The sequence below is a fragment of the Psychrobacter proteolyticus genome, assembly GCF_038155145.1.
Classification (GTDB): domain Bacteria; phylum Pseudomonadota; class Gammaproteobacteria; order Pseudomonadales; family Moraxellaceae; genus Psychrobacter; species Psychrobacter proteolyticus_B.
The window spans coordinates 254908-272516 of sequence record NZ_JBAKAY010000004.1; the positions used below are offsets into that span (position 1 = coordinate 254908).

A 17609-nucleotide genomic window follows, 5' to 3' on the forward strand; every position below is an offset into this window, starting at 1 on the left:
CGTCGTTCTCTTATCATAATAAAAAATGGCAAAATAACTGATAGGGTTTTGTAAGAATATGAACAAGGTATGTTCGTCTTTACGCCCTAACTAGCTAGTTGTCTGAAGCTACCTAAGACTGTCTAGCTATCTAAAAAACGCACTTTTCCTGTCTCAAGATCATACTCAGCACCGACTACCAATAGCTGACCACTATTGGTTAAATCTTCTAATGCACGTGAGCCATGCTTTAGCTGACTGACTGACATACGTACGTTAGCGCGGATAGAGCGATCGACCAGCTCGTCTGCATCGACGTCTTGACCATTGGCGGTTGCCAATTCGTGCAAGTTATAAACGCTTGGGCGAATACGATCAACGATAGATTGCAAGTTAGGTGAATAGTTCTGTTCTGGATTAATCAATGTCTCAACGCAAGCCGTGACAGCGCCGCATTTTGAATGTCCAAGTACCACTACCAATTGCGTACCAAAGGCTTCGGCTGCAAACTCGATTGAACCAATCTGTGATGGTGCAACCACGTTACCCGCGACTCGTATAACAAACAAATCTCCCAACCCTTGATCAAAAACAATCTCAACTGGTACTCGTGCATCTGAACAACCCAAAATAATAGCCAATGGATTTTGATCCTTGACCAACTCTGGACGGCGCTGCATGTACTCATCAGTACTGGTGAGGCTATCAACGTAGCGTGCATTACCTGCTTTTAAAAGCTCAAGTGCTTCTTGACCTGTGGTTGGACGTATAACGGTAGGCATGAGAGATCCTTTATCATCAATAATATTAGAGTTATAAGCTGTTTTGCATATATGTATTCAAGCACAGATTGGCTAATTATCGCCAAACTATCAGGCTAATCATGTTTGTCAGCCATAACGTGATTGTATAGGAATAAAAACCAAAAAACGGTAAAAAAATTTGTCTAAATGTCTTTAGATGAATGTAGTCATATCTAAAAATACAGCTGTATATATCGCTGCTACGACAGTATGACTCGCGTAACTTATAACGAACTTGCACTGAATTATATCAAGGGTTTGTTATAATACGCAGCACTCAGGCAGCAATCCGAACATGCTTACGCTCATGCCAATCCCTATAATGACAGCCAGTTACCTTGGCAGCTATATACCGATATTGGACGCTCAGGAACAGATATTATGACCGATTTATCTCAAAATACGCATAACACCTCTGCGTTACCTCATGATGATCAGGTGCTGCTGCAACTGACTGGTCTAAAAAAAACCTATGATCAAACCGAAGTCCTAAAAGACATCAACCTTGATATCAAACATGGTGAGTTTTTGACGCTGCTTGGCCCATCAGGCTGTGGTAAGACAACATTACTACGCTTGATTGCAGGCTTTGAGCAGCCAAACGCTGGGGCGATATATTTGGATGGCGTACAGATGGCAGGCTTGTCCGCTGATAAACGTCCGGTCAATACCGTATTTCAGCAGTATGCTTTGTTTCCTCATATGAGCGTCGCCCAAAACGTGGCTTATGGCCTAAAGCTAAAAAAAGTACCAAAAGATGAAATCCAAAGACGTGTTAGCGAGATGCTAGCGATGGTACAGCTAGAGCATTTGGCCAACCGCAAGCCGCAAGATCTATCTGGTGGTCAGCAGCAGCGAGTTGCGATTGCACGTGCGGTGATTAACCGTCCTAAACTACTATTGCTTGATGAACCGTTATCCGCGCTCGATCATAAACTGCGCCTGCAAATGCAGTCTGAGTTAAAGCGTCTACAACGTGAGCTGGGCATTACCTTCGTTTTCGTGACTCATGACCAAGAAGAAGCGCTCTCGATGTCAGACCGTATTGCCGTGATGAAAGACGGCACGTTCCAGCAAATCGGTACTCCTATCGAGATCTATGAAACCCCTGCCAACTTATTTACTGCAAAATTTATCGGCGAGACCAATTTATTTAGAGCTGAGGTTAAAGGTGTCCATCCAGACCAGCCAGATCGCGATGGTAAAGTGACCAATGGACGTATCGAGGTCGAAGTCTGTGAAGCACAGGCGCAAAAAGGGCCAACCACCTTACGCAACTTACGTCGTCCCAATTTTGCCAATGACGTGCAAGTGGGGGATATCGTCAATTTACTACTTCGTCCCGAAGACTTACGAATATATGATCCAAAAGACAACGAACATAGCGGACTGTTAGGCCGTGTTATCGAGAGTAACTATAAAGGCAGTACCTTAGACTCAATTATCGAATTGGCAAATGGTCATATCATTAAGGCGTCTGAATTTTTTGATGAAGATGATCCAAGCTTTGATTACAAACTAAACGAGGGCGTTAAAGTCTCATGGGTAGATGGCTGGGAATGGGTATTGCCAGAAGATCCTGACACTGTGCCAGACACGACTGCACAAAAGGATGGTAGCTGATGGCTCGCAACCACTTAGGCAGTAAAAGTCCATTTCGTACTGCCACGCTTTGGCTAATCTGGGGTTGGCTACTGATATTTGCGCTATTACCAAATATCCTAGTCATCGCTGTCAGTTTTTTAACCCGTGATAGCAGTGCCTTTATCAACTTACCTGTCAGTATCGACAGCTATGTGCGGATGATTGACCCATTGTATTTTGAAGTATTTGTCCATTCATTATGGATGGCAGGTATTACAACGGTTATTTGCTTGCTGCTTGGCTACCCTTTTGCATGGTTAGTTTCTAAGGCGAAAGTGCGTTGGCAACCGCTGCTTATGCTGCTACTGATACTGCCATTTTGGACCAATTCCTTAGTACGGACGTATGCGCTCAAGTTACTATTTGCCAATAATGGTTTGATTAATAAATCATTGCTTGCCATCGGCGTGATTGATACGCCAATCGATATTTTATACACGCAAGGTGCGGTGATTGCAGGACTAACTTACTTGTTATTTCCGTTTATGGTACTGCCGCTATATGCCGTATTTACTGACTTACGCAATGACATGCTACTGGCTTCTCAGGATTTGGGTGCAACTAAAACACAGACCTTTTGGCATGTGGTATTGCCATTAACGACACCTGGTATTATTTCCGGTGTTCTGCTCGTGCTATTGCCTGCGATGGGCATGTTTTATGTGGCAGATATCTTGGGTGGTTCTCGTAACCTGTTGGTCGGTAATATCATCAAAAACCAATTTTTGGATGCGCGTGATTGGCCCTTTGGCGCAGCAGCCAGCGTATTATTGACACTAGCGATGGCAGTATTATTACTGGCCTACCGTGCCAGTAGCCGCCGCATTGGCAAGACCGACTTTAACGAGGTGGCCTAATGTCTTATAGCTCACCGAACAAAAAAACTCGTCCGCTCAAGATTGGTAGTATCGCTGCTAAAGGCTATCTCGGACTGATTTATGTCTTGTTGTACCTGCCCATCATTGTCTTAGTGGTAATGTCCTTTAATAAGTCAAAAATCGGTTATAACTGGGGCGGCTTTAGCTTAAAGTGGTACGAGTCACTATTCAATAACCAAGCGATGCTCGATGCATTTTGGCACTCGATTGTCTTAGGGTTGGTGGCAGCCACCGTCTCAACTTTGATAGGCACGCTTACAGCGCTGGCGTTACACCGTTATAATTTTCGTGGTAAAGGCTTACTAAATGGGCTGCTGTTTGTCCTGATGATGTCGCCTGAGATTGTATTGGCTATTTCATTGCTAGCACTGTTTTTATTGATTGGTTTGCAATTGGGCTTTATCTCACTGCTATTGGCCCACATTACTTTTTGCCTACCTTTTGTTGTGATTACCGTCTTTGCACGATTGAGTAGCTTGGATGAGCGTTTAATGGAAGCGGCACGCGACTTGGGTGCTAACGAATCAACCATGGTGCGCACAGTATTGATCCCAGTTATCTTGCCAGCAGTCATGGCAGGTTGGTTACTGGCCTTTACCTTGTCGCTAGATGATGTGGTGGTGTCGACCTTTGTCACGGGGCCTAGCTATGAGATTTTACCGCTGCGCATTTACTCTATGGTGCGTGTAGGACTCAAGCCAGAAGTTAACGCCATTGGTACGCTATTGCTGGTTGCCTCGCTAGTATTGGTCGTTATCTCACAGTTACTGTTACGCAAGCGCTAAATGTTGATTGCTGACTAGTTGCTTATTAACTGCTTATTAATAATGGACTATGAGTGAAAGTCAGCGCTATATTGACTATAATGAATTTTTCTCACCTTAGCGGTTAGGTCATATTATGCTTGAGCTACGTCATCTTAATACATTAACCGCGCTACGAGCGCATGGTTCACTTGCAGCAGCGGCGGATGAGCTACACGTTACTGCCTCCGCTGTTTCGCATCAATTAAAAGAGCTTGAGAACTACTACGACATCAGCTTGGTCAACCGTCGGACGCGCCCGCTTAGTTTTACGCCAGCAGGTAAAGTAGTATTGGCATTGGCAGACAATATCCTACCGCAAGTTACCCGCACTAAATCCAATCTTAAACGCTTAGCGCATGGTCAAGCAGGTAGATTACGCTTAGCATCAGAGTGCCATAGTTGCTTTGATTGGCTGATGCCGATACTTAACCACTATCGCCGTGAATGGTCAGATGTCGAGCTGGATTTTGCCACAGGGTTTGAGCCTGAGCCGCATCATTTATTGATGGAAGGTGATATTGATCTGCTTATTACTACCAGTGATTTACCGCTCGACGGTATCAGCTATCAGCCATTGTTTGAGTACGAGAGTCGTTTGGTGCTTTCACCAACACATGATTTAGCTGCTCAAAAATTTATTGAACCTGATGATTTGATTAATGAGACATTAATTGCTTATCCAGTAGAGGCCAAACGTCTCGATATCATTGCTAATTTTATGACGCCAGCACAAGTAAGCTTTGAAAGTGTTCGTACAACAGAGCTGACCGCGATGCTGATTCAGTTGGTCGCCAGTGAACGCGGCGTAGCAGCATTGCCAGACTGGGTAGTTGCTGAATACGAGAAAAAAGGCTGGGTCGTCTCGCGGCCACTAGGAGAAGGTGTGCATTGTCAGCTGTACGCAGCGACGCGTACCTCAAGTCAAGAGACGGCGTATATGCAGGGATTTGCGAGCTTATTGGAAGGGATAATGAAGCCGTTGTAGTTTCATTACTAATCACTTTTTTATAGTGATGAAATATTATTCACCTTTTCATATCGTAATGAATGTTATGGTAAATAATGGTTCCCTAGTGAGGACTTGAATGTTTGGCTGTGGGCTAATGGTATCAAGGTTTTAACTTTTTGATATAGCCACAGTGTACTTCATGGTGTACCTATCATACATGTTCTGTCTATGGTCAGTGCGCTACATAGTAGCCATACTCAATATTTACTTTAAGTCCAACATATTGCGGTTACTTTAAATTCTTCACTGTAGTTTTTACTTTCTTGGTCATGATAAACTCCGATTAATACGCTTAGTTTACCAAGTTTACTTGCACGGTTTCTTCAGCATAGCTCATAAGGATGTAAATGATGAGGAAAATATTTAGGAATAAGCTCGTCGTTTATTGTTTGATTGCACCAAGTATAGGAGGCTTTATTTTTATATTGTATATGTTGCTCACAACACAAATGAATAAAAATTTTTATACTCATAATGATTTATGGAGTGGTCTTTTATTTCCTTTACTTGGGTCACCTGTTTTAGGTTTAGTGTATTGTGTTCCAGCTTTTATAACTTATATTTTTTCAGAATTATTATTCTTTTTAAAATTTAATAATAAAGCAACAGAAGTAGGACTGATCTTAATTTTTGGAGGAATAGCATCTATGTTATTCACTTTGATAGTACTTCCTTACTCTAGTTCGAGCTTTAGGTTAATGACTTTTTTCATTGGTATTATTTGTTCCGGAGTTGCTGAATATATTTCATATTATAATAGATCTCTTGCATAAGTTGGCTCTATCCACTTGAAGTCAATAAAATGGCACCTTTACAAAGAGTCTTGTAAATCATCTAGAAATTATCAGTAAATATTTTTGTACTTATCGATTCAAAGTAAAGATTGTAAATTAGGGTATACCCCAGTGGAACCAGCTAATTCACCCCTCAATCCCATTAACAGACCACTTAAAACAGACTGATATAATGGAACCACTTATAACAAACTCTTAAACGATTAATATCTATCAACGCTTACAAAACTAGCTTAAAGAAATAAAAGCCAAGCGCGGTTGCTAATAATGTCAGTCCAACGTGCAGGCCGATGAGCGCTAAACCTGCTAGCAACCGCCCGTCATGAATAAAGCCAAATACCTCTGCACTAAACGTACTAAAAGTCGTCAATCCGCCCAAAAAACCAGTTATCACAAACACGCGTACATGATCAGATAAGTTGCTACCCATGCGCTCAAACCATACTAGCGCGAGCCCTATCAGCAGCCCACCTAAGATATTGGCGCTCAGCGTACCGAGTGGCACCCAGCCGTGCAAGGCATTAAAACGCGATAACCAAGCTCGCAGACAAGCACCAAATGCTGCGCCCAAACCGATAGCAAGCCACTGCATAGACTGTCCTTAATTCATATAAACGTGTTGGACCAAATACTCATTTATACGGCTGGTAATTCTGTCATCGGCCAACGCGGAATACAGCTAACAGCCAAATCATCAGACTGTCCTGCTTGTAAGCGCTCAAAACCTGCATAAGCAATCATCGCGCCATTGTCCGTACATAGCGCAGGCGGTGCATAATGAACCGTCGCATTGATCTTAGCCAGTTCCGCTTCTAACGTCTCGCGCAGATGAGTATTAGCACTGACGCCACCCGCAATTACCAAGCGGCTCATATCTGCTTGCTTAAGTGCTTTGACACATTTTTTCACTAGCGTGTCGACCACTGCATGCTGAAAACTCGCGGCAATATCAGCGCGAACTTGTGGATCGCTGTCAGCGCCATTACCCGACCCTCCCGAATGTGGCGTATCTTTAATCAGATTATGTACGGCTGTTTTCATACCACTAAACGAAAAGTCTAGGCCCCGATGGAGCATTGGTCTTGGTAGTGCGTAAGCGTCAGGATTACCAGTTTCTGCCAGTTTGGCAATATTAGGGCCACCAGGATAAGGCAAACCTAGCATTTTAGCGGCTTTATCAAAGCACTCACCCGCCGCATCGTCTATCGACTCACCCAATATCTCATATTGTCCAACACCGTGAGCAGCAATGAGTAACGTATGCCCACCAGATACCAGTAGCGAGACAAAAGGAAATGCCGGAGGGTTCGCGCCCATAAGCGGCGCCAAAAGATGCCCCTCCATATGATGAATACCAATCGCTGGAATATCCAAACCATATGCTAAGCTACGACCAAACAGTGCGCCTGTCATCAATGCACCAATAAGACCAGGTCCTTTAGTATAGGCAATCGCATCGATGTCGCTTTTTTTCATATCGCATTGCTCTAGCAGCTCATTCAATAACGGCACGAGCTTACGAATATGATCGCGGCTAGCAAGCTCAGGCACCACGCCGCCATAAAGTGCGTGCAGCTCAATCTGAGAGTACAGTACTTGCCCGACCAAACCTTGGTTGTCGCTATTTATTTGCTCACTATCAAAAATCGCTAGCCCCGTCTCATCACAAGAGGTCTCTAAGCCCAATACTTTCATACTTTTGCCTTTATACTTTCGTTTTCGTGCTATTTTTGTCGCACTTTTATCTTACATCATTTTGAGAGATTGGATAACGAATACAGCCAGTCACACACTATCTCAAATTCGCTTGATACAGCTATATATTATGAGACTGGCGTGACAAAAAACGTGCATAAAAAAACCGTCATTGTCAGTCACAATGACGGCCAGTTTAGCAAATTTCAATAGCTGACATACTCTAATATAGCGTATCAGCTTACCGACGCTAGCATATAATCAACAGCCGCTTTAACTTGTGCTTCGGTCACACCATTTACCGCTTGCGCTGGCATTTTATTAAAGCCTTTAGCCGAGTGCATATACAGCGTTTCTTTGTCTTTAGTTAGACGAGCTGTCCAAGCCGCTGTATCACCATACTTTGGCGCATCGAGTAAACCTGCAGCATGACAAACCTGACAGTTTGATTCATACAGTTTAGCACCTGCATCTGCTGCCAACACTTCAAGCTCAGAATCAGTTTCAGGTGTTGCCACTGCCTCATCTACTGTGTCGGCAGACTCTGTTGCTGCTTTTGATTCTGTATCTGGCTCAATCACAGACTCAGGCGTCGTACCCTCGGCTACAGCTGTTTCTTCTATAGCGGTAGCAGGCTCATTGGCTACTGCAGACTCTTCAGTAGCTGTATTATCACCGCTACAAGCACTCACTGCAAATACCACGCTCATGCTGATTACAGACAATTTCAGTTTGTTCATATACGGTTGTATATCAATCATGGTTTTACCCTTACTTAGTCAGTCTGCAATCAATTAGTGATGCGTTATATCAGCTTAAATTACTTACATATACGACCAACGACTGTTTAATAGTCCATTGAGCTAATGGTCAATTCAGCACGAAGTTACTCGGCAGTGGCTGCAGCTGTGTCGTCAGTAGCCGCCATATCAGCACTGTCAGTAGGAGCAGCGGCTGTATCCGCACTATCGGTAGCTGCTGCTTCTGCAGTATCAGCGTCAGCCATTCCTGCTTCAGCAGTAGCTGTACCGTCAGCTTCTGTACCCGCTGCATCAGCCGCTGGCATTGGTGCGGTTTCTGGGAATTCCATTTCTTCAGCTGGTGGCGCATTTTTGATGGCAAGTTCAGCAGCTTCGTCAACGCGATCGATTGCCATTACTTCTTCATGCTCTTCGCCGCCACTACAAGCGCTCACGCTCACACCTAAAGCTATGATAAGTGCGGTGCTTAATGCCGTGTTAAATACTGTTTTTTTCATTCCAACATCCTCAATAAAATACACACAAAACGGTTCATAGGCTTACTAGGGTCTATTGAACTTTCAAATGTGGTGCTGGCAGTCACTATTTTTTAGACAATATGCAGTGAAATTGCTGAAGCCTAGTCATTCTAGGTTAAACTATTTCGCCATATATTGACAAAAAAGAGTACTGCCCTGAAAGGCTGATGCTAAAATTACCCCAACCGTTGTTGAAAACCTAGCTAAGGTCTCGACATTATCGTCGGTTTTCGCCTAGTTTGGGGTGATTTTAGCCATCAGCAGCCCTAATATTTGAAAGTTCAATAGACCCTATAATATGGGAATTATCATAGCATAAACTCCAATCAAACCGTTATAGACGGTAGGGATTTTTTATTGATCAAGCGTTGTATATATGTCGAATTCATAGCTTGAGAGCCAAATTCAAATAGCTATCTAATTGAATAACCTATCGGCAATAAATGCTTAAAATCATTGACTTTGTTGGTATTTTTTATTAAAATACCTGCCCTTACGCTAATGCGTGAGAATTGTCCTAGTTTGAGCTGATGCCTGTAATCTTGAGATATTACGGCTAAATACTAATACACAGCCAAACTAATGCCCTTATATCTCATCCTAATCGAGGAGTCTTCATGCCTGCAGTTAAGGTTAAAGAAAACGAACCAGTTGATATCGCTATCCGTCGTTTCAAACGTGCTTGTGAAAAAGCTGGTGTATTATCAGACGTACGTAAGCGTGAGTTTTATGAAAAACCAACGCAAGTACGTAAGCGTAAAAAAGCTGCTGCCGTAAAGCGTTATAAGAAAAAGTTACAACGCGAAACTATTCGTACCACTCGTATGTACTAATCAGTAATCTGATTAGCTAAGTACAAGCGCTACACTAACGCCACTGTTATCAATCGATATCAGTGGCGTTTTTTATGCTACAATTTTTGTTATTACTGCTGACATAATTTTTTATTAAAACCACTATCAGCAGGTTTTGTTCTAAAATTTAACAAACGACCTCTAACGAATAGCATTTAACAGATCGATAAGGATAATAGCAGTGAGCCAACTTAAACAGACGTTATCAGACAATATCAAAGTTTCAATGAAAGCTCGTGAGCTTGAGCGCGTCAAAGTACTGCGCAACGTACAGTCAGTAGTGAAACAAATCGAGATTGACCGTCAGACAGAACTTGATGATGCGCAAGTATTAGAAGTTTTGCAAAAACAGCTAAAGCAGCGTCAAGAGTCACTAACTATCTTTACAGAAAATGGCCGTGATGACTTGGCCACCAAAGAGCAGTTTGAGATTGATATCATCAACGAGTTTATGCCGCAACAAATGAATCAAGACGAGATTATGGCATTGGTAAATGCTGAAATCGCTGAGCAAGGTGCTACGTCTATGCGCGATATGGGCAGCGTCATGGGTGTCTTAAAGAATAAAACAGCTGGCCGTGCTGATCCTGCTTTGATTTCTAAAATGGTTAAAGACGCGTTACAAGGCTAGCACTTGCTATTGATTGGCAGGCTAATCTGTACAAATAACCGTCTAAGGCTTAAAGTCTTGGGCGGTTTTTATTGCTTTGAGTTCTGCATTAATATTGGCCAATAACGGACGCGCACTATTGGCCTGATCTGTAGTTTGCAGATTTTCCGTCAACTGTTTGGCCTGTGTCAAAGAGGTCAGCGCACTCTCATAGCGTCCATTCCATAGCTGATCATAACTGCGATAGCGCAATGCATTAATCGTCGCGATATTGGCTAACTGTGGTGAGGTGGTGGTCTTAGCAAGTTTTTCATTGGCAAGTTGCAAGCTTTGCCATGCATAACGATCGCTTGGCTGCTGTTCTGTTAGTGGCTTCAACAGCGCCTGAGCTTTTATCGGCTGATTGCTATTAGTCAGTGCTTTGGCCAGATAAAGACGTAAATCACGGCGCTCAGGATATAGGCGCTGTTGACTCTCCAATACATCTACGGTTTGTTGCCACTTACCTTGTTCACTCAATAACTGACTGTGGGTAATCGACAATAGAGGCTCTAAATTTTGACGCTGCGTATTTGATAACGTATTTATCTCAGCCAATACCTTATTAGCATCTGTAAAACGCTGCTGCTCTCCATACCAATGCATTAGCGCAAGTTTGGCCCCGAGACTGTTTTTGGCGGCCGTTGTCAGCGTCACTTCAGACGCATGTTTACCAGTCACTTGCACACGCCAATACAGTAAATCAAATAATGCTTGATGGCGCTGCTGCTGGCTCAATGAGAGCGCTGGATACTGCTGAGCGCGACTTTGTGACTCGCTCAACCGCTCATTACTCAGAGGATGTGAGCGTACAAAGCTCGGTAAAAATTGATTCTCAACTTGATTTAACTGACTCTGTTGATTCATCGTGGCAAAAAACCGTGGCATCGCCCGAGGATCATAACCCGCTTGGGTCATAATCTGCATCCCTACTCGGTCAGCCTCACGCTCGTTACTACGGCTAAAGGCCATACTGCTATTCATAGAGGCTGTCTGACTGCCCATCATCACAGCCGCAGCGGCATCACCATCGACAGCTGAGGCAGCAATCGCAGCTAGCATACCACCTAGCTGCATCAGCAAGGCTTTTTTACGTTCGTCAGCGCCGCTTTCGTAGTGCCGTTGACTGATATGCGCAACTTCATGCGCGACGACGCTTGCCAGCTCATCCATGCTACTAGCTGACAGTATCGTCCCAGTATTGATGCCGATTACACCACCAGGCGCTGCAAAGGCATTGATACTGGGGTTATCAATGATGACGACGCCAAGTGGTGCTTGCTGACGAGCTTGGGCATTGAGACGCCATGTCATGTCTTTTATCGTTTCTTGTACCCAAGGATCATGTTCCATTCTGACACGGCCATTGATATTCTGTAATGACCATTCGCCAAGCATTTTATTCTGATATTGCTCAGCAAAGCTTAAGCCTTGCCCGCGCAGATTTGGTAGATCTAGCGCTTGCGGATCTGTGACTTGCCACGAGCTATCAGCAAATGGCATTGTTTGACTCTCACGACTATGCGCACCGCTGGCTATGGCTAGTAGCATTATTGACAACCCTACCTTGACGCTATTTAGCAAAGCTACACTCATAAAATGACGTTTACCTTTTTGCTTAGACAACATAATTGGTAAGCCTACAGATTTTTTGGCTATTAAAGGTTTGTGGTTACTATTAGGTCGCTTTGTTCTATTAGCGTGGTACAAGTGCATATCCTATAAGATAATTGACGACGTCTTTTCGACTATACGAGCTTGTTTATACAAGGTCAATTCTACAATGAACTTAACTACCAATAACTTAGCCACCCGTCACGATTGCGCAACATAGCTGTGTAATTATTCATTGGGTCATTATTTATGCAGTAAGTCTCAATCGTATGACTCTTAATCGGGCAATTGCTAATCGTGCAACTCTTGGTTATATGGTTCTAGTGAACCGAACACAGCGTTGATTATATTCAACTGCAACTATACATTGTCTATTTGGTATAATAAGCAGCAATGATAGTAGTTTTAGATGACTGTGATGGCTGTTATAAAGACCTCATAATTTATGATTGATGGATTATGTTCGTACCCGATATCAAAGCCTATTGCTAATAGAACAAATTAAAATATAGATATCTACAAGGTTTAAGTTATGCCCGCTGCTAGTGAATTAGTCATCGAACGTGTATCGCACTCTATACAGTTATCAGCGAATTTGACTGATGCACAGCAGAACGACATTGCGAGTTTACTAGAGCTGCTACCGACTGAAAGTCATAATTCAGATGATTTAGCTACAGCACAATCTGGACTAAATATAAAAGGTTTTGTTGATGGACGCGGTCTTGCATGCCCGATGCCATTGTTAAAAACTAAGGTCGCATTACGTGACGTAACAGTTGGTGAGTCGCTGTACGTGGTTGCAACTGACCCTAACTCGCAAGCTGATATCACAGCGTTTTGTAGACAAAGTCAGCAATCACAGGCGGCAGATTGTTTAGAGCTAGTGGTCAATGAAGTTACTGACCGCTCGTCAGTTGATGGCACATCATTACAGCGTTTCGCTACAATATATCACTTCATCATTACCAAAACTGATAGCAACTAAGCGCTGCTATCCTTTACAATTAAATCATAAAGATTTTTATCTGACTATTTGCTTAACTATTTAACCAAGGTCAAGAATATGGCTAATACTTCTACTGATGCTGTAAATACAAATAAAAAAGATGGCTCAGCTCCTATAAAAAATGATGCACGCGATGCTGCATTAAAGGCCGCTGCTCAGCGACCACCTTATGACGCGAGTACATTGGGCAATACCAGTACGCGCGATTTAGTACCAGCTATGCCAACTCACTTGTCAGCGCCAGGGGTCAATTTGGGTGCGTATATCAATACTGTCCATCAGATCCCTATTTTGACGCCGGTACAAGAGCAAGAGTTGGCGCATCGCTATTATGATGAAGGTGATGTCGAAGCCGCTCGTCTACTGGTAATGTCGCATTTACGTTTTGTAATTCATATCGCGCGTAGCTACTCGGGCTATGGATTGCCGCAAGCAGATTTAATCCAAGAAGGTAACTTAGGATTGATGAAAGCAGTCAAACGTTTTGATCCAAATAAAGGCGTACGTTTGGTATCCTTTGCTGTGCATTGGATAAAAGCTGAAATTCATGAGTTCGTGATTCGCAACTGGCGTATTGTGAAAGTTGCGACTACCAAGGCTCATCGTAAACTGTTCTTTAACTTGCGTAGCCTTAAGAAGACCAATAATCAGCTAACACTAGAAGAAGCGGACGCTATCGCTAATGACTTGAATGTCACACGCAAGCAAGTGTTAGAGATGGAGTCACGTTTAACTTCTTATGATGCTTCGTTTGAGGCGCAGTCAAGCGACGATGATGATGGTCGTTACGCCCCTCAGCTATTTTTGGAAGACGGTATCGATCCAGCTGAGCAGTTAGAAGAAGCGGATTGGGAAGAGAACAACTCATCAGCACTCATCGCTGCTATGGGCACTTTAGATGATCGTTCGCGTGATATCGTCGAACAGCGTTGGTTATCTGAGCAGAAATCCACCTTGCATGAGTTAGCAGCAGTTTACTCTATCTCAGCTGAACGCGTCCGTCAGATTGAAAAGAATGCCATGGACAAGATTCGTGATGCGATGACCATTGATAGTGTGATTCTGCCAAATGATATCCAGTAGCCTTAAGATGATACGAGTTGTTCAATGTTAAATTGGATCGGTATTGCCGCAATTAATATGGCTATTGCTGTTGCTCTGGGCGCGTTTGGTGCTCATGGTTTAGAAGGCCGCGTCAGCATCCAACAGCTTGAATGGTGGCATACGGCAACGCTGTATTTGTTCGTACATGCGCTAGGACTACTACTTGTGGGTTTACTGATTCGTTTAAAATATATTACTCAGACGACCGCTTGGTTACTACAAATTGGTATTATCATTTTTGCTGGTAGTTTGTATGCCATGACGCTTGGTGCACCGCGCTGGTTCGGTGCGATTACGCCTATTGGCGGCGTTCTTATGATTGCAGGTTGGCTATGGTTGGCCGTTTCCGCCTTTCGATTGAAGGACTCAGTTAGCTGAGCTATTTAATAGTTATTGTGATTCTTAGCTCTTTTCATTAGCTGCAATGAATTATCAGTAATAAAATGAAAGGTACGTAGTGAATAGCGGATACACAGGAATTTTAATTTAGTAGGGAGTATTTATTATGAGCACCATTAGTGTCAATGGTAAAAGCTTGCAAACCACTCATCAGACTGTGCAATTGGTCATCAATGAGCTTGGCCTTAGTCAGGGTCGTTACGCTGTAGAAGTCGATGGCGAGCTAATGCCAAAAAGCGAGCTTGCTCAACTACATATCGTAGAAGGAATGAATATAGAAGTAGTACAAGCTGTCGGCGGTGGTTAATAATGTTTAGATAGATAAGCTTGAGCTGACAGCTAGTTCATTTTTGTTCTAAATTTACTAGCTAAGTCTACTAATGCTAAAAAAGACCTCAACTTATTACAAGTTAGAGGTCTTTTTTTATATCAATTACAAACCAATGCAGTAGCTATTTATAAATTTTTTATTCTCTTAGTCTGCTTTCACTAGCTTATAACGATAGTGTTCAAATTTTTAAACTCGAACTATGCTGCTGGTACTGCTTCTGCAGGTGTTAGATCCTGATAGCGACTATCGCGTCCTGCACCCTGAGTCTTTTTGCGCTCTTGACGGGTTTTATACTTACGTACTTGTCTATCTAGCTTGTCTGCCATCTCGTTAATGGCTTTATACATATCATCTTCATACGCTTGGACAAACATTTCTTGACCCGAGACACGCATAATTGCTTCAGCTTTATGGCTCTTTTTACCGCCGTCGCTAGCACCGCTATTGTCTAACGATAAAATCACTTGAATACTTTGTATCTGATCAAAGTGACGCTCTACTTTTTCAAGCTTCTCGCGTACTGCTGTGTCCATAGCTTCGGTAACGCTGATATGATGACCACTGATAGAAACATTCATATTGTTGTCCTTTTATTTGTAACTTACAATCAACAGATGAGATAGCATTCTTGCTCTTGTCATCCTGCCTTACCACTAACTATCCCAATGCCTCTAGTAATGTGTCGACGTATCCTTTTATCGTCTCCTTTATTAGTTGTAAATAAATACTATAAATCGGCGTTTGGTGTTCGTTGTTGGTATGACTCTAATTTGTCATGAAAATCGCCCAGTAGCAAGCCATTGAATTGTAATTAAGTGTAACAATACCTATTATTTCTACTTGGTTTCTATATAATCAAAAAATTTTATTTTTTATATCTGTATTGCGCTATACAGACAAGTAGCCATTAAGCTTATAGAAAGGTGAACTTAGATAATTAATATTTCTGTTTGCGCTGAGTAGACGAGCCAATATTCATTGCTTCACGATATTTGGCGACGGTTCTTCTGGCTATATCGATACCATCTGCTAACAGCTCATCCTTGATACGACTGTCTGACAAGGGTTTTTTGGGATCTTCGTCAGCGATGAGCTTTTTAATCATGGCACTGATAGCGGTCGATGAGATATCTCCATCAGCACTACTTACGTGAGAGGAGAAGAAGTGTTTTAAAGAAAACAATCCTTGCGGCGTCAAGATGGTTTTACTGGTGGTAAGGCGTGAGACTGTCGACTCATGCAAGTCAACTTCTTCAGCAATTGCCTTTAATATCAAGGGTTGCATGGCGGTTGCCCCATGCTGCAGGAACTCTTGTTGATAGCGTACAATGCTAGTTGCTACTTTGAGTAGGTTTTGATTGCGCTCTTCGATACTACGAATAAACAGCCGAGCATCGGTAAGGTTTTCGCGCAGATATTGATTGTCAGGACTGTCATCGCCACGCTTGACTAAGTTGGCATATTCTTGGTTCACGCGTAGTTTTGGTAAGGTATCTGGATTAAGGCGTACATACCAGCCATCCTCTTCTACTTCAGAGTTGCTTGTCGCCTTATTGTTTCTAACAGGTGTGACCAACACATCTGGAATATCATAGCTCTCAGGCGGCTGGGCATAGTCGGGCTGGCTAGACTGAAACAGTAGCCCTGGTGAAGAGTTTAAGGTACGTAGTAACGTAAGCGCAGGTGTGATGTATTCTGGTGCAAGCCCTGTGCGTTCTGTCAGTGCTTTAATATTATTACTGACTAAATGCTCGCTCGCTGATAATAGCGCTTGGGCTTCTTGTAGGTATTCGGTGCGGGCATCTAGTTTAGATAGCTGAATCGATAAGCACTCGCTTAAATGACGCGCCCCCACGCCAACTGGATCACAGGACTGGATGATACGTAATACAGTTAAGACCTCTTCTTTTTCAACGCGCTCATCCCATTGATAGAAACTTGCCATCGTATCAAAGCTCTGCAGCAGCTCATCTATATCAATTCGAATAAAGCCCATATCGTCCATGGAGTCTATTAAATATTCTGCAATCAGCGTATCGGCCTCTGATAAACGCTTAAAGTTCAGCTGCCAGCGCACATGATCTTGAATGGTGGACGATGTACCGCCTTGGTAACTATCAAAATCTTCATCACCCCTACTATTGCCAGAGCCTGTTGCGGTAGAGGCATAGTTACCCGTGTCAAAGCTATCGGCATCAGAACTGCTATAGCTATCTACATCTATTGCACTATCATCGATATTAGGCTGTTGTAATTTATCCAAACTATCACTGAAGCTATCACTACTATCGCCGCTGTACTCTGTACCGCTAGTAGGTACTGAGTCAAATGAGTCACTGCTACTTTGATTCCAACTATCAAGCGTCAACGGCTCGCTCCACTCCTCTATTTCATCGTCACCACTGTCGTATTCGTCATCGTTTTCGATACGTTCAAGTAATGGATTACTATCTAGCTTTGCCTGAACCTCTTGTGCGAGCTCAAGACTAGAGAGCTGCAGCAATTTTATGGCTTGCTGCATTTGCGGGGTTAGCTTTTGTGAGTTGCTCAGCGTGGTCGCCAATCCGAACGACATACTCATGGGCGGCTTCTTGCACTCCGATCTTAGTGATATTGTGTTTATTCTGTCAGTAAAGGTAACGACATAAATCTTATCAGGACATGACGATAGCATTTTTTGCCACAATTTTGCTATGATAATTTATGTTTTGTCCGGATACGTTTGGTTTGCTATTGATAGCAGACTATCATCTTGGCAAGGA

18 protein-coding genes are annotated in these 17609 nt (G+C 43.0%); 10 read left to right on the forward strand and 8 right to left on the reverse strand.

Annotated elements, in window-relative coordinates; genetic code table 11:
- Window positions 1–122: 122 nt before the first annotated feature.
- Entirely contained in the window at window positions 123–761 is a 639-nt protein-coding gene (locus V6252_RS06985) for a carbonic anhydrase (protein ID WP_341609864.1), read from the reverse strand.
- A gap of 402 nt (window positions 762–1163) precedes the next feature.
- On the opposite strand from V6252_RS06985, the gene potA reads away from it, so the two are divergent.
- From potA to V6252_RS07005, 4 genes are all read left to right on the forward strand, one after another.
- Window positions 1164–2405, forward strand: a complete 1242-nt coding sequence (gene potA, locus V6252_RS06990; protein WP_341609865.1) for a spermidine/putrescine ABC transporter ATP-binding protein PotA — start codon at window positions 1164–1166, stop codon at window positions 2403–2405.
- On the forward strand, window positions 2405–3283 hold the full coding sequence (gene potB / locus V6252_RS06995) for a spermidine/putrescine ABC transporter permease PotB (protein WP_341609866.1): 879 nt from the start codon (window positions 2405–2407) through the stop codon (window positions 3281–3283). The genes potA and potB overlap by 1 nt, the downstream gene beginning before the upstream one ends.
- The gene (potC, locus tag V6252_RS07000; protein ID WP_341609867.1) at window positions 3283–4089 is read left to right on the forward strand and encodes a spermidine/putrescine ABC transporter permease PotC; all 807 of its coding nucleotides are present in this window, start codon (window positions 3283–3285) and stop codon (window positions 4087–4089) included. Before potB ends, potC begins: the two co-directional genes overlap by 1 nt.
- Window positions 4090–4204: 115 nt before the next feature.
- On the forward strand, window positions 4205–5095 hold the full coding sequence (locus V6252_RS07005; RefSeq protein WP_341609868.1) for a LysR family transcriptional regulator: 891 nt from the start codon (window positions 4205–4207) through the stop codon (window positions 5093–5095).
- Window positions 5096–6133: 1038 nt separating this feature from the next.
- On the opposite strand, the gene crcB is transcribed toward V6252_RS07005, so the two are convergent.
- The 4 genes from crcB to V6252_RS07025 form a co-directional block, all read right to left on the reverse strand.
- Window positions 6134–6505 carry a fluoride efflux transporter CrcB gene (crcB, locus tag V6252_RS07010; RefSeq protein WP_102078044.1) on the reverse strand — a complete coding sequence of 124 codons (372 nt, stop codon included), beginning with the start codon at window positions 6503–6505 and terminating at the stop codon, window positions 6134–6136.
- A 44-nt stretch (window positions 6506–6549) separates the two neighbouring features.
- Entirely contained in the window at window positions 6550–7608 is a 1059-nt protein-coding gene (gene tsaD, locus V6252_RS07015; RefSeq protein ID WP_341609869.1) for a tRNA (adenosine(37)-N6)-threonylcarbamoyltransferase complex transferase subunit TsaD, read from the reverse strand.
- Between the two features lie 236 nt (window positions 7609–7844).
- Entirely contained in the window at window positions 7845–8369 is a 525-nt protein-coding gene (locus tag V6252_RS07020) for a c-type cytochrome (RefSeq protein ID WP_341609870.1), read from the reverse strand.
- Window positions 8370–8494: 125 nt separating this feature from the next.
- Window positions 8495–8866 carry a hypothetical protein gene (locus tag V6252_RS07025; RefSeq protein WP_341609871.1) on the reverse strand — a complete coding sequence of 124 codons (372 nt, stop codon included), beginning with the start codon at window positions 8864–8866 and terminating at the stop codon, window positions 8495–8497.
- A gap of 638 nt (window positions 8867–9504) precedes the next feature.
- On the opposite strand from V6252_RS07025, the gene rpsU reads away from it, so the two are divergent.
- Complete coding sequence (rpsU, locus tag V6252_RS07030; protein ID WP_010195908.1) at window positions 9505–9720, forward strand: 30S ribosomal protein S21; 216 nt, start codon at window positions 9505–9507, stop codon at window positions 9718–9720.
- A 202-nt stretch (window positions 9721–9922) separates the two neighbouring features.
- Window positions 9923–10372 (forward strand): GatB/YqeY domain-containing protein, encoded by a 450-nt coding sequence (locus V6252_RS07035; RefSeq protein ID WP_057758141.1) that lies wholly within the window; start codon window positions 9923–9925, stop codon window positions 10370–10372.
- Between the two features lie 42 nt (window positions 10373–10414).
- Here the strand turns inward: V6252_RS07035 and V6252_RS07040 are convergent, their stop codons facing one another.
- A complete protein-coding gene (locus V6252_RS07040; RefSeq protein ID WP_341609872.1) occupies window positions 10415–11986 on the reverse strand; it encodes a M48 family metalloprotease in 1572 nt (523 codons plus the stop codon).
- Window positions 11987–12536: 550 nt separating this feature from the next.
- On the opposite strand from V6252_RS07040, the gene V6252_RS07045 reads away from it, so the two are divergent.
- The 4 genes from V6252_RS07045 to thiS all read left to right on the forward strand — a co-directional run bounded on the left by V6252_RS07045 (window position 12537) and on the right by thiS (window position 14823).
- Window positions 12537–12992, forward strand: a complete 456-nt coding sequence (locus V6252_RS07045) for a sulfurtransferase TusA family protein (RefSeq protein ID WP_341609873.1) — start codon at window positions 12537–12539, stop codon at window positions 12990–12992.
- A 240-nt stretch (window positions 12993–13232) separates the two neighbouring features.
- Entirely contained in the window at window positions 13233–14096 is an 864-nt protein-coding gene (gene rpoH / locus V6252_RS07050) for an RNA polymerase sigma factor RpoH (protein WP_341609920.1), read from the forward strand.
- 24 nt (window positions 14097–14120) lie between these two features.
- Window positions 14121–14495 (forward strand): DUF423 domain-containing protein, encoded by a 375-nt coding sequence (locus V6252_RS07055; RefSeq protein ID WP_341609874.1) that lies wholly within the window; start codon window positions 14121–14123, stop codon window positions 14493–14495.
- A 127-nt stretch (window positions 14496–14622) separates the two neighbouring features.
- The gene (gene thiS / locus V6252_RS07060; protein ID WP_341609875.1) at window positions 14623–14823 is read left to right on the forward strand and encodes a sulfur carrier protein ThiS; all 201 of its coding nucleotides are present in this window, start codon (window positions 14623–14625) and stop codon (window positions 14821–14823) included.
- 221 nt (window positions 14824–15044) lie between these two features.
- Here the strand turns inward: thiS and hpf are convergent, their stop codons facing one another.
- Both hpf and rpoN read right to left on the reverse strand, forming a co-directional pair.
- Window positions 15045–15425: a ribosome hibernation-promoting factor, HPF/YfiA family gene (gene hpf / locus V6252_RS07065; RefSeq protein WP_057758130.1), complete on the reverse strand. Its 381-nt coding sequence runs from the start codon at window positions 15423–15425 to the stop codon at window positions 15045–15047.
- A 359-nt stretch (window positions 15426–15784) separates the two neighbouring features.
- Window positions 15785–17428, reverse strand: a complete 1644-nt coding sequence (gene rpoN, locus V6252_RS07070; RefSeq protein WP_341609876.1) for an RNA polymerase factor sigma-54 — start codon at window positions 17426–17428, stop codon at window positions 15785–15787.
- Between the last annotated feature and the right edge of the window lie 181 nt (window positions 17429–17609).

Coding starts and splice junctions, on each gene's coding strand:
- V6252_RS07055 (WP_341609874.1), top strand. CDS start 14,121: ATGTTAAATTGGATCGGTATTGCCGCAATTAATATGGCTATTGCTGTT.
- rpsU (WP_010195908.1), top strand. CDS start 9,505: ATGCCTGCAGTTAAGGTTAAAGAAAACGAACCAGTTGATATCGCTATC.
- rpoN (WP_341609876.1), bottom strand. CDS start 17,428: ATGAGTATGTCGTTCGGATTGGCGACCACGCTGAGCAACTCACAAAAG.
- potC (WP_341609867.1), top strand. CDS start 3,283: ATGTCTTATAGCTCACCGAACAAAAAAACTCGTCCGCTCAAGATTGGT.
- hpf (WP_057758130.1), bottom strand. CDS start 15,425: ATGAATGTTTCTATCAGTGGTCATCATATCAGCGTTACCGAAGCTATG.
- thiS (WP_341609875.1), top strand. CDS start 14,623: ATGAGCACCATTAGTGTCAATGGTAAAAGCTTGCAAACCACTCATCAG.
- rpoH (WP_341609920.1), top strand. CDS start 13,233: ATGCCAACTCACTTGTCAGCGCCAGGGGTCAATTTGGGTGCGTATATC.
- V6252_RS07025 (WP_341609871.1), bottom strand. CDS start 8,866: ATGAAAAAAACAGTATTTAACACGGCATTAAGCACCGCACTTATCATA.
- V6252_RS07020 (WP_341609870.1), bottom strand. CDS start 8,369: ATGATTGATATACAACCGTATATGAACAAACTGAAATTGTCTGTAATC.
- V6252_RS07005 (WP_341609868.1), top strand. CDS start 4,205: ATGCTTGAGCTACGTCATCTTAATACATTAACCGCGCTACGAGCGCAT.
- crcB (WP_102078044.1), bottom strand. CDS start 6,505: ATGCAGTGGCTTGCTATCGGTTTGGGCGCAGCATTTGGTGCTTGTCTG.
- V6252_RS07045 (WP_341609873.1), top strand. CDS start 12,537: ATGCCCGCTGCTAGTGAATTAGTCATCGAACGTGTATCGCACTCTATA.
- potB (WP_341609866.1), top strand. CDS start 2,405: ATGGCTCGCAACCACTTAGGCAGTAAAAGTCCATTTCGTACTGCCACG.
- V6252_RS07040 (WP_341609872.1), bottom strand. CDS start 11,986: ATGAGTGTAGCTTTGCTAAATAGCGTCAAGGTAGGGTTGTCAATAATG.
- tsaD (WP_341609869.1), bottom strand. CDS start 7,608: ATGAAAGTATTGGGCTTAGAGACCTCTTGTGATGAGACGGGGCTAGCG.
- V6252_RS06985 (WP_341609864.1), bottom strand. CDS start 761: ATGCCTACCGTTATACGTCCAACCACAGGTCAAGAAGCACTTGAGCTT.
- potA (WP_341609865.1), top strand. CDS start 1,164: ATGACCGATTTATCTCAAAATACGCATAACACCTCTGCGTTACCTCAT.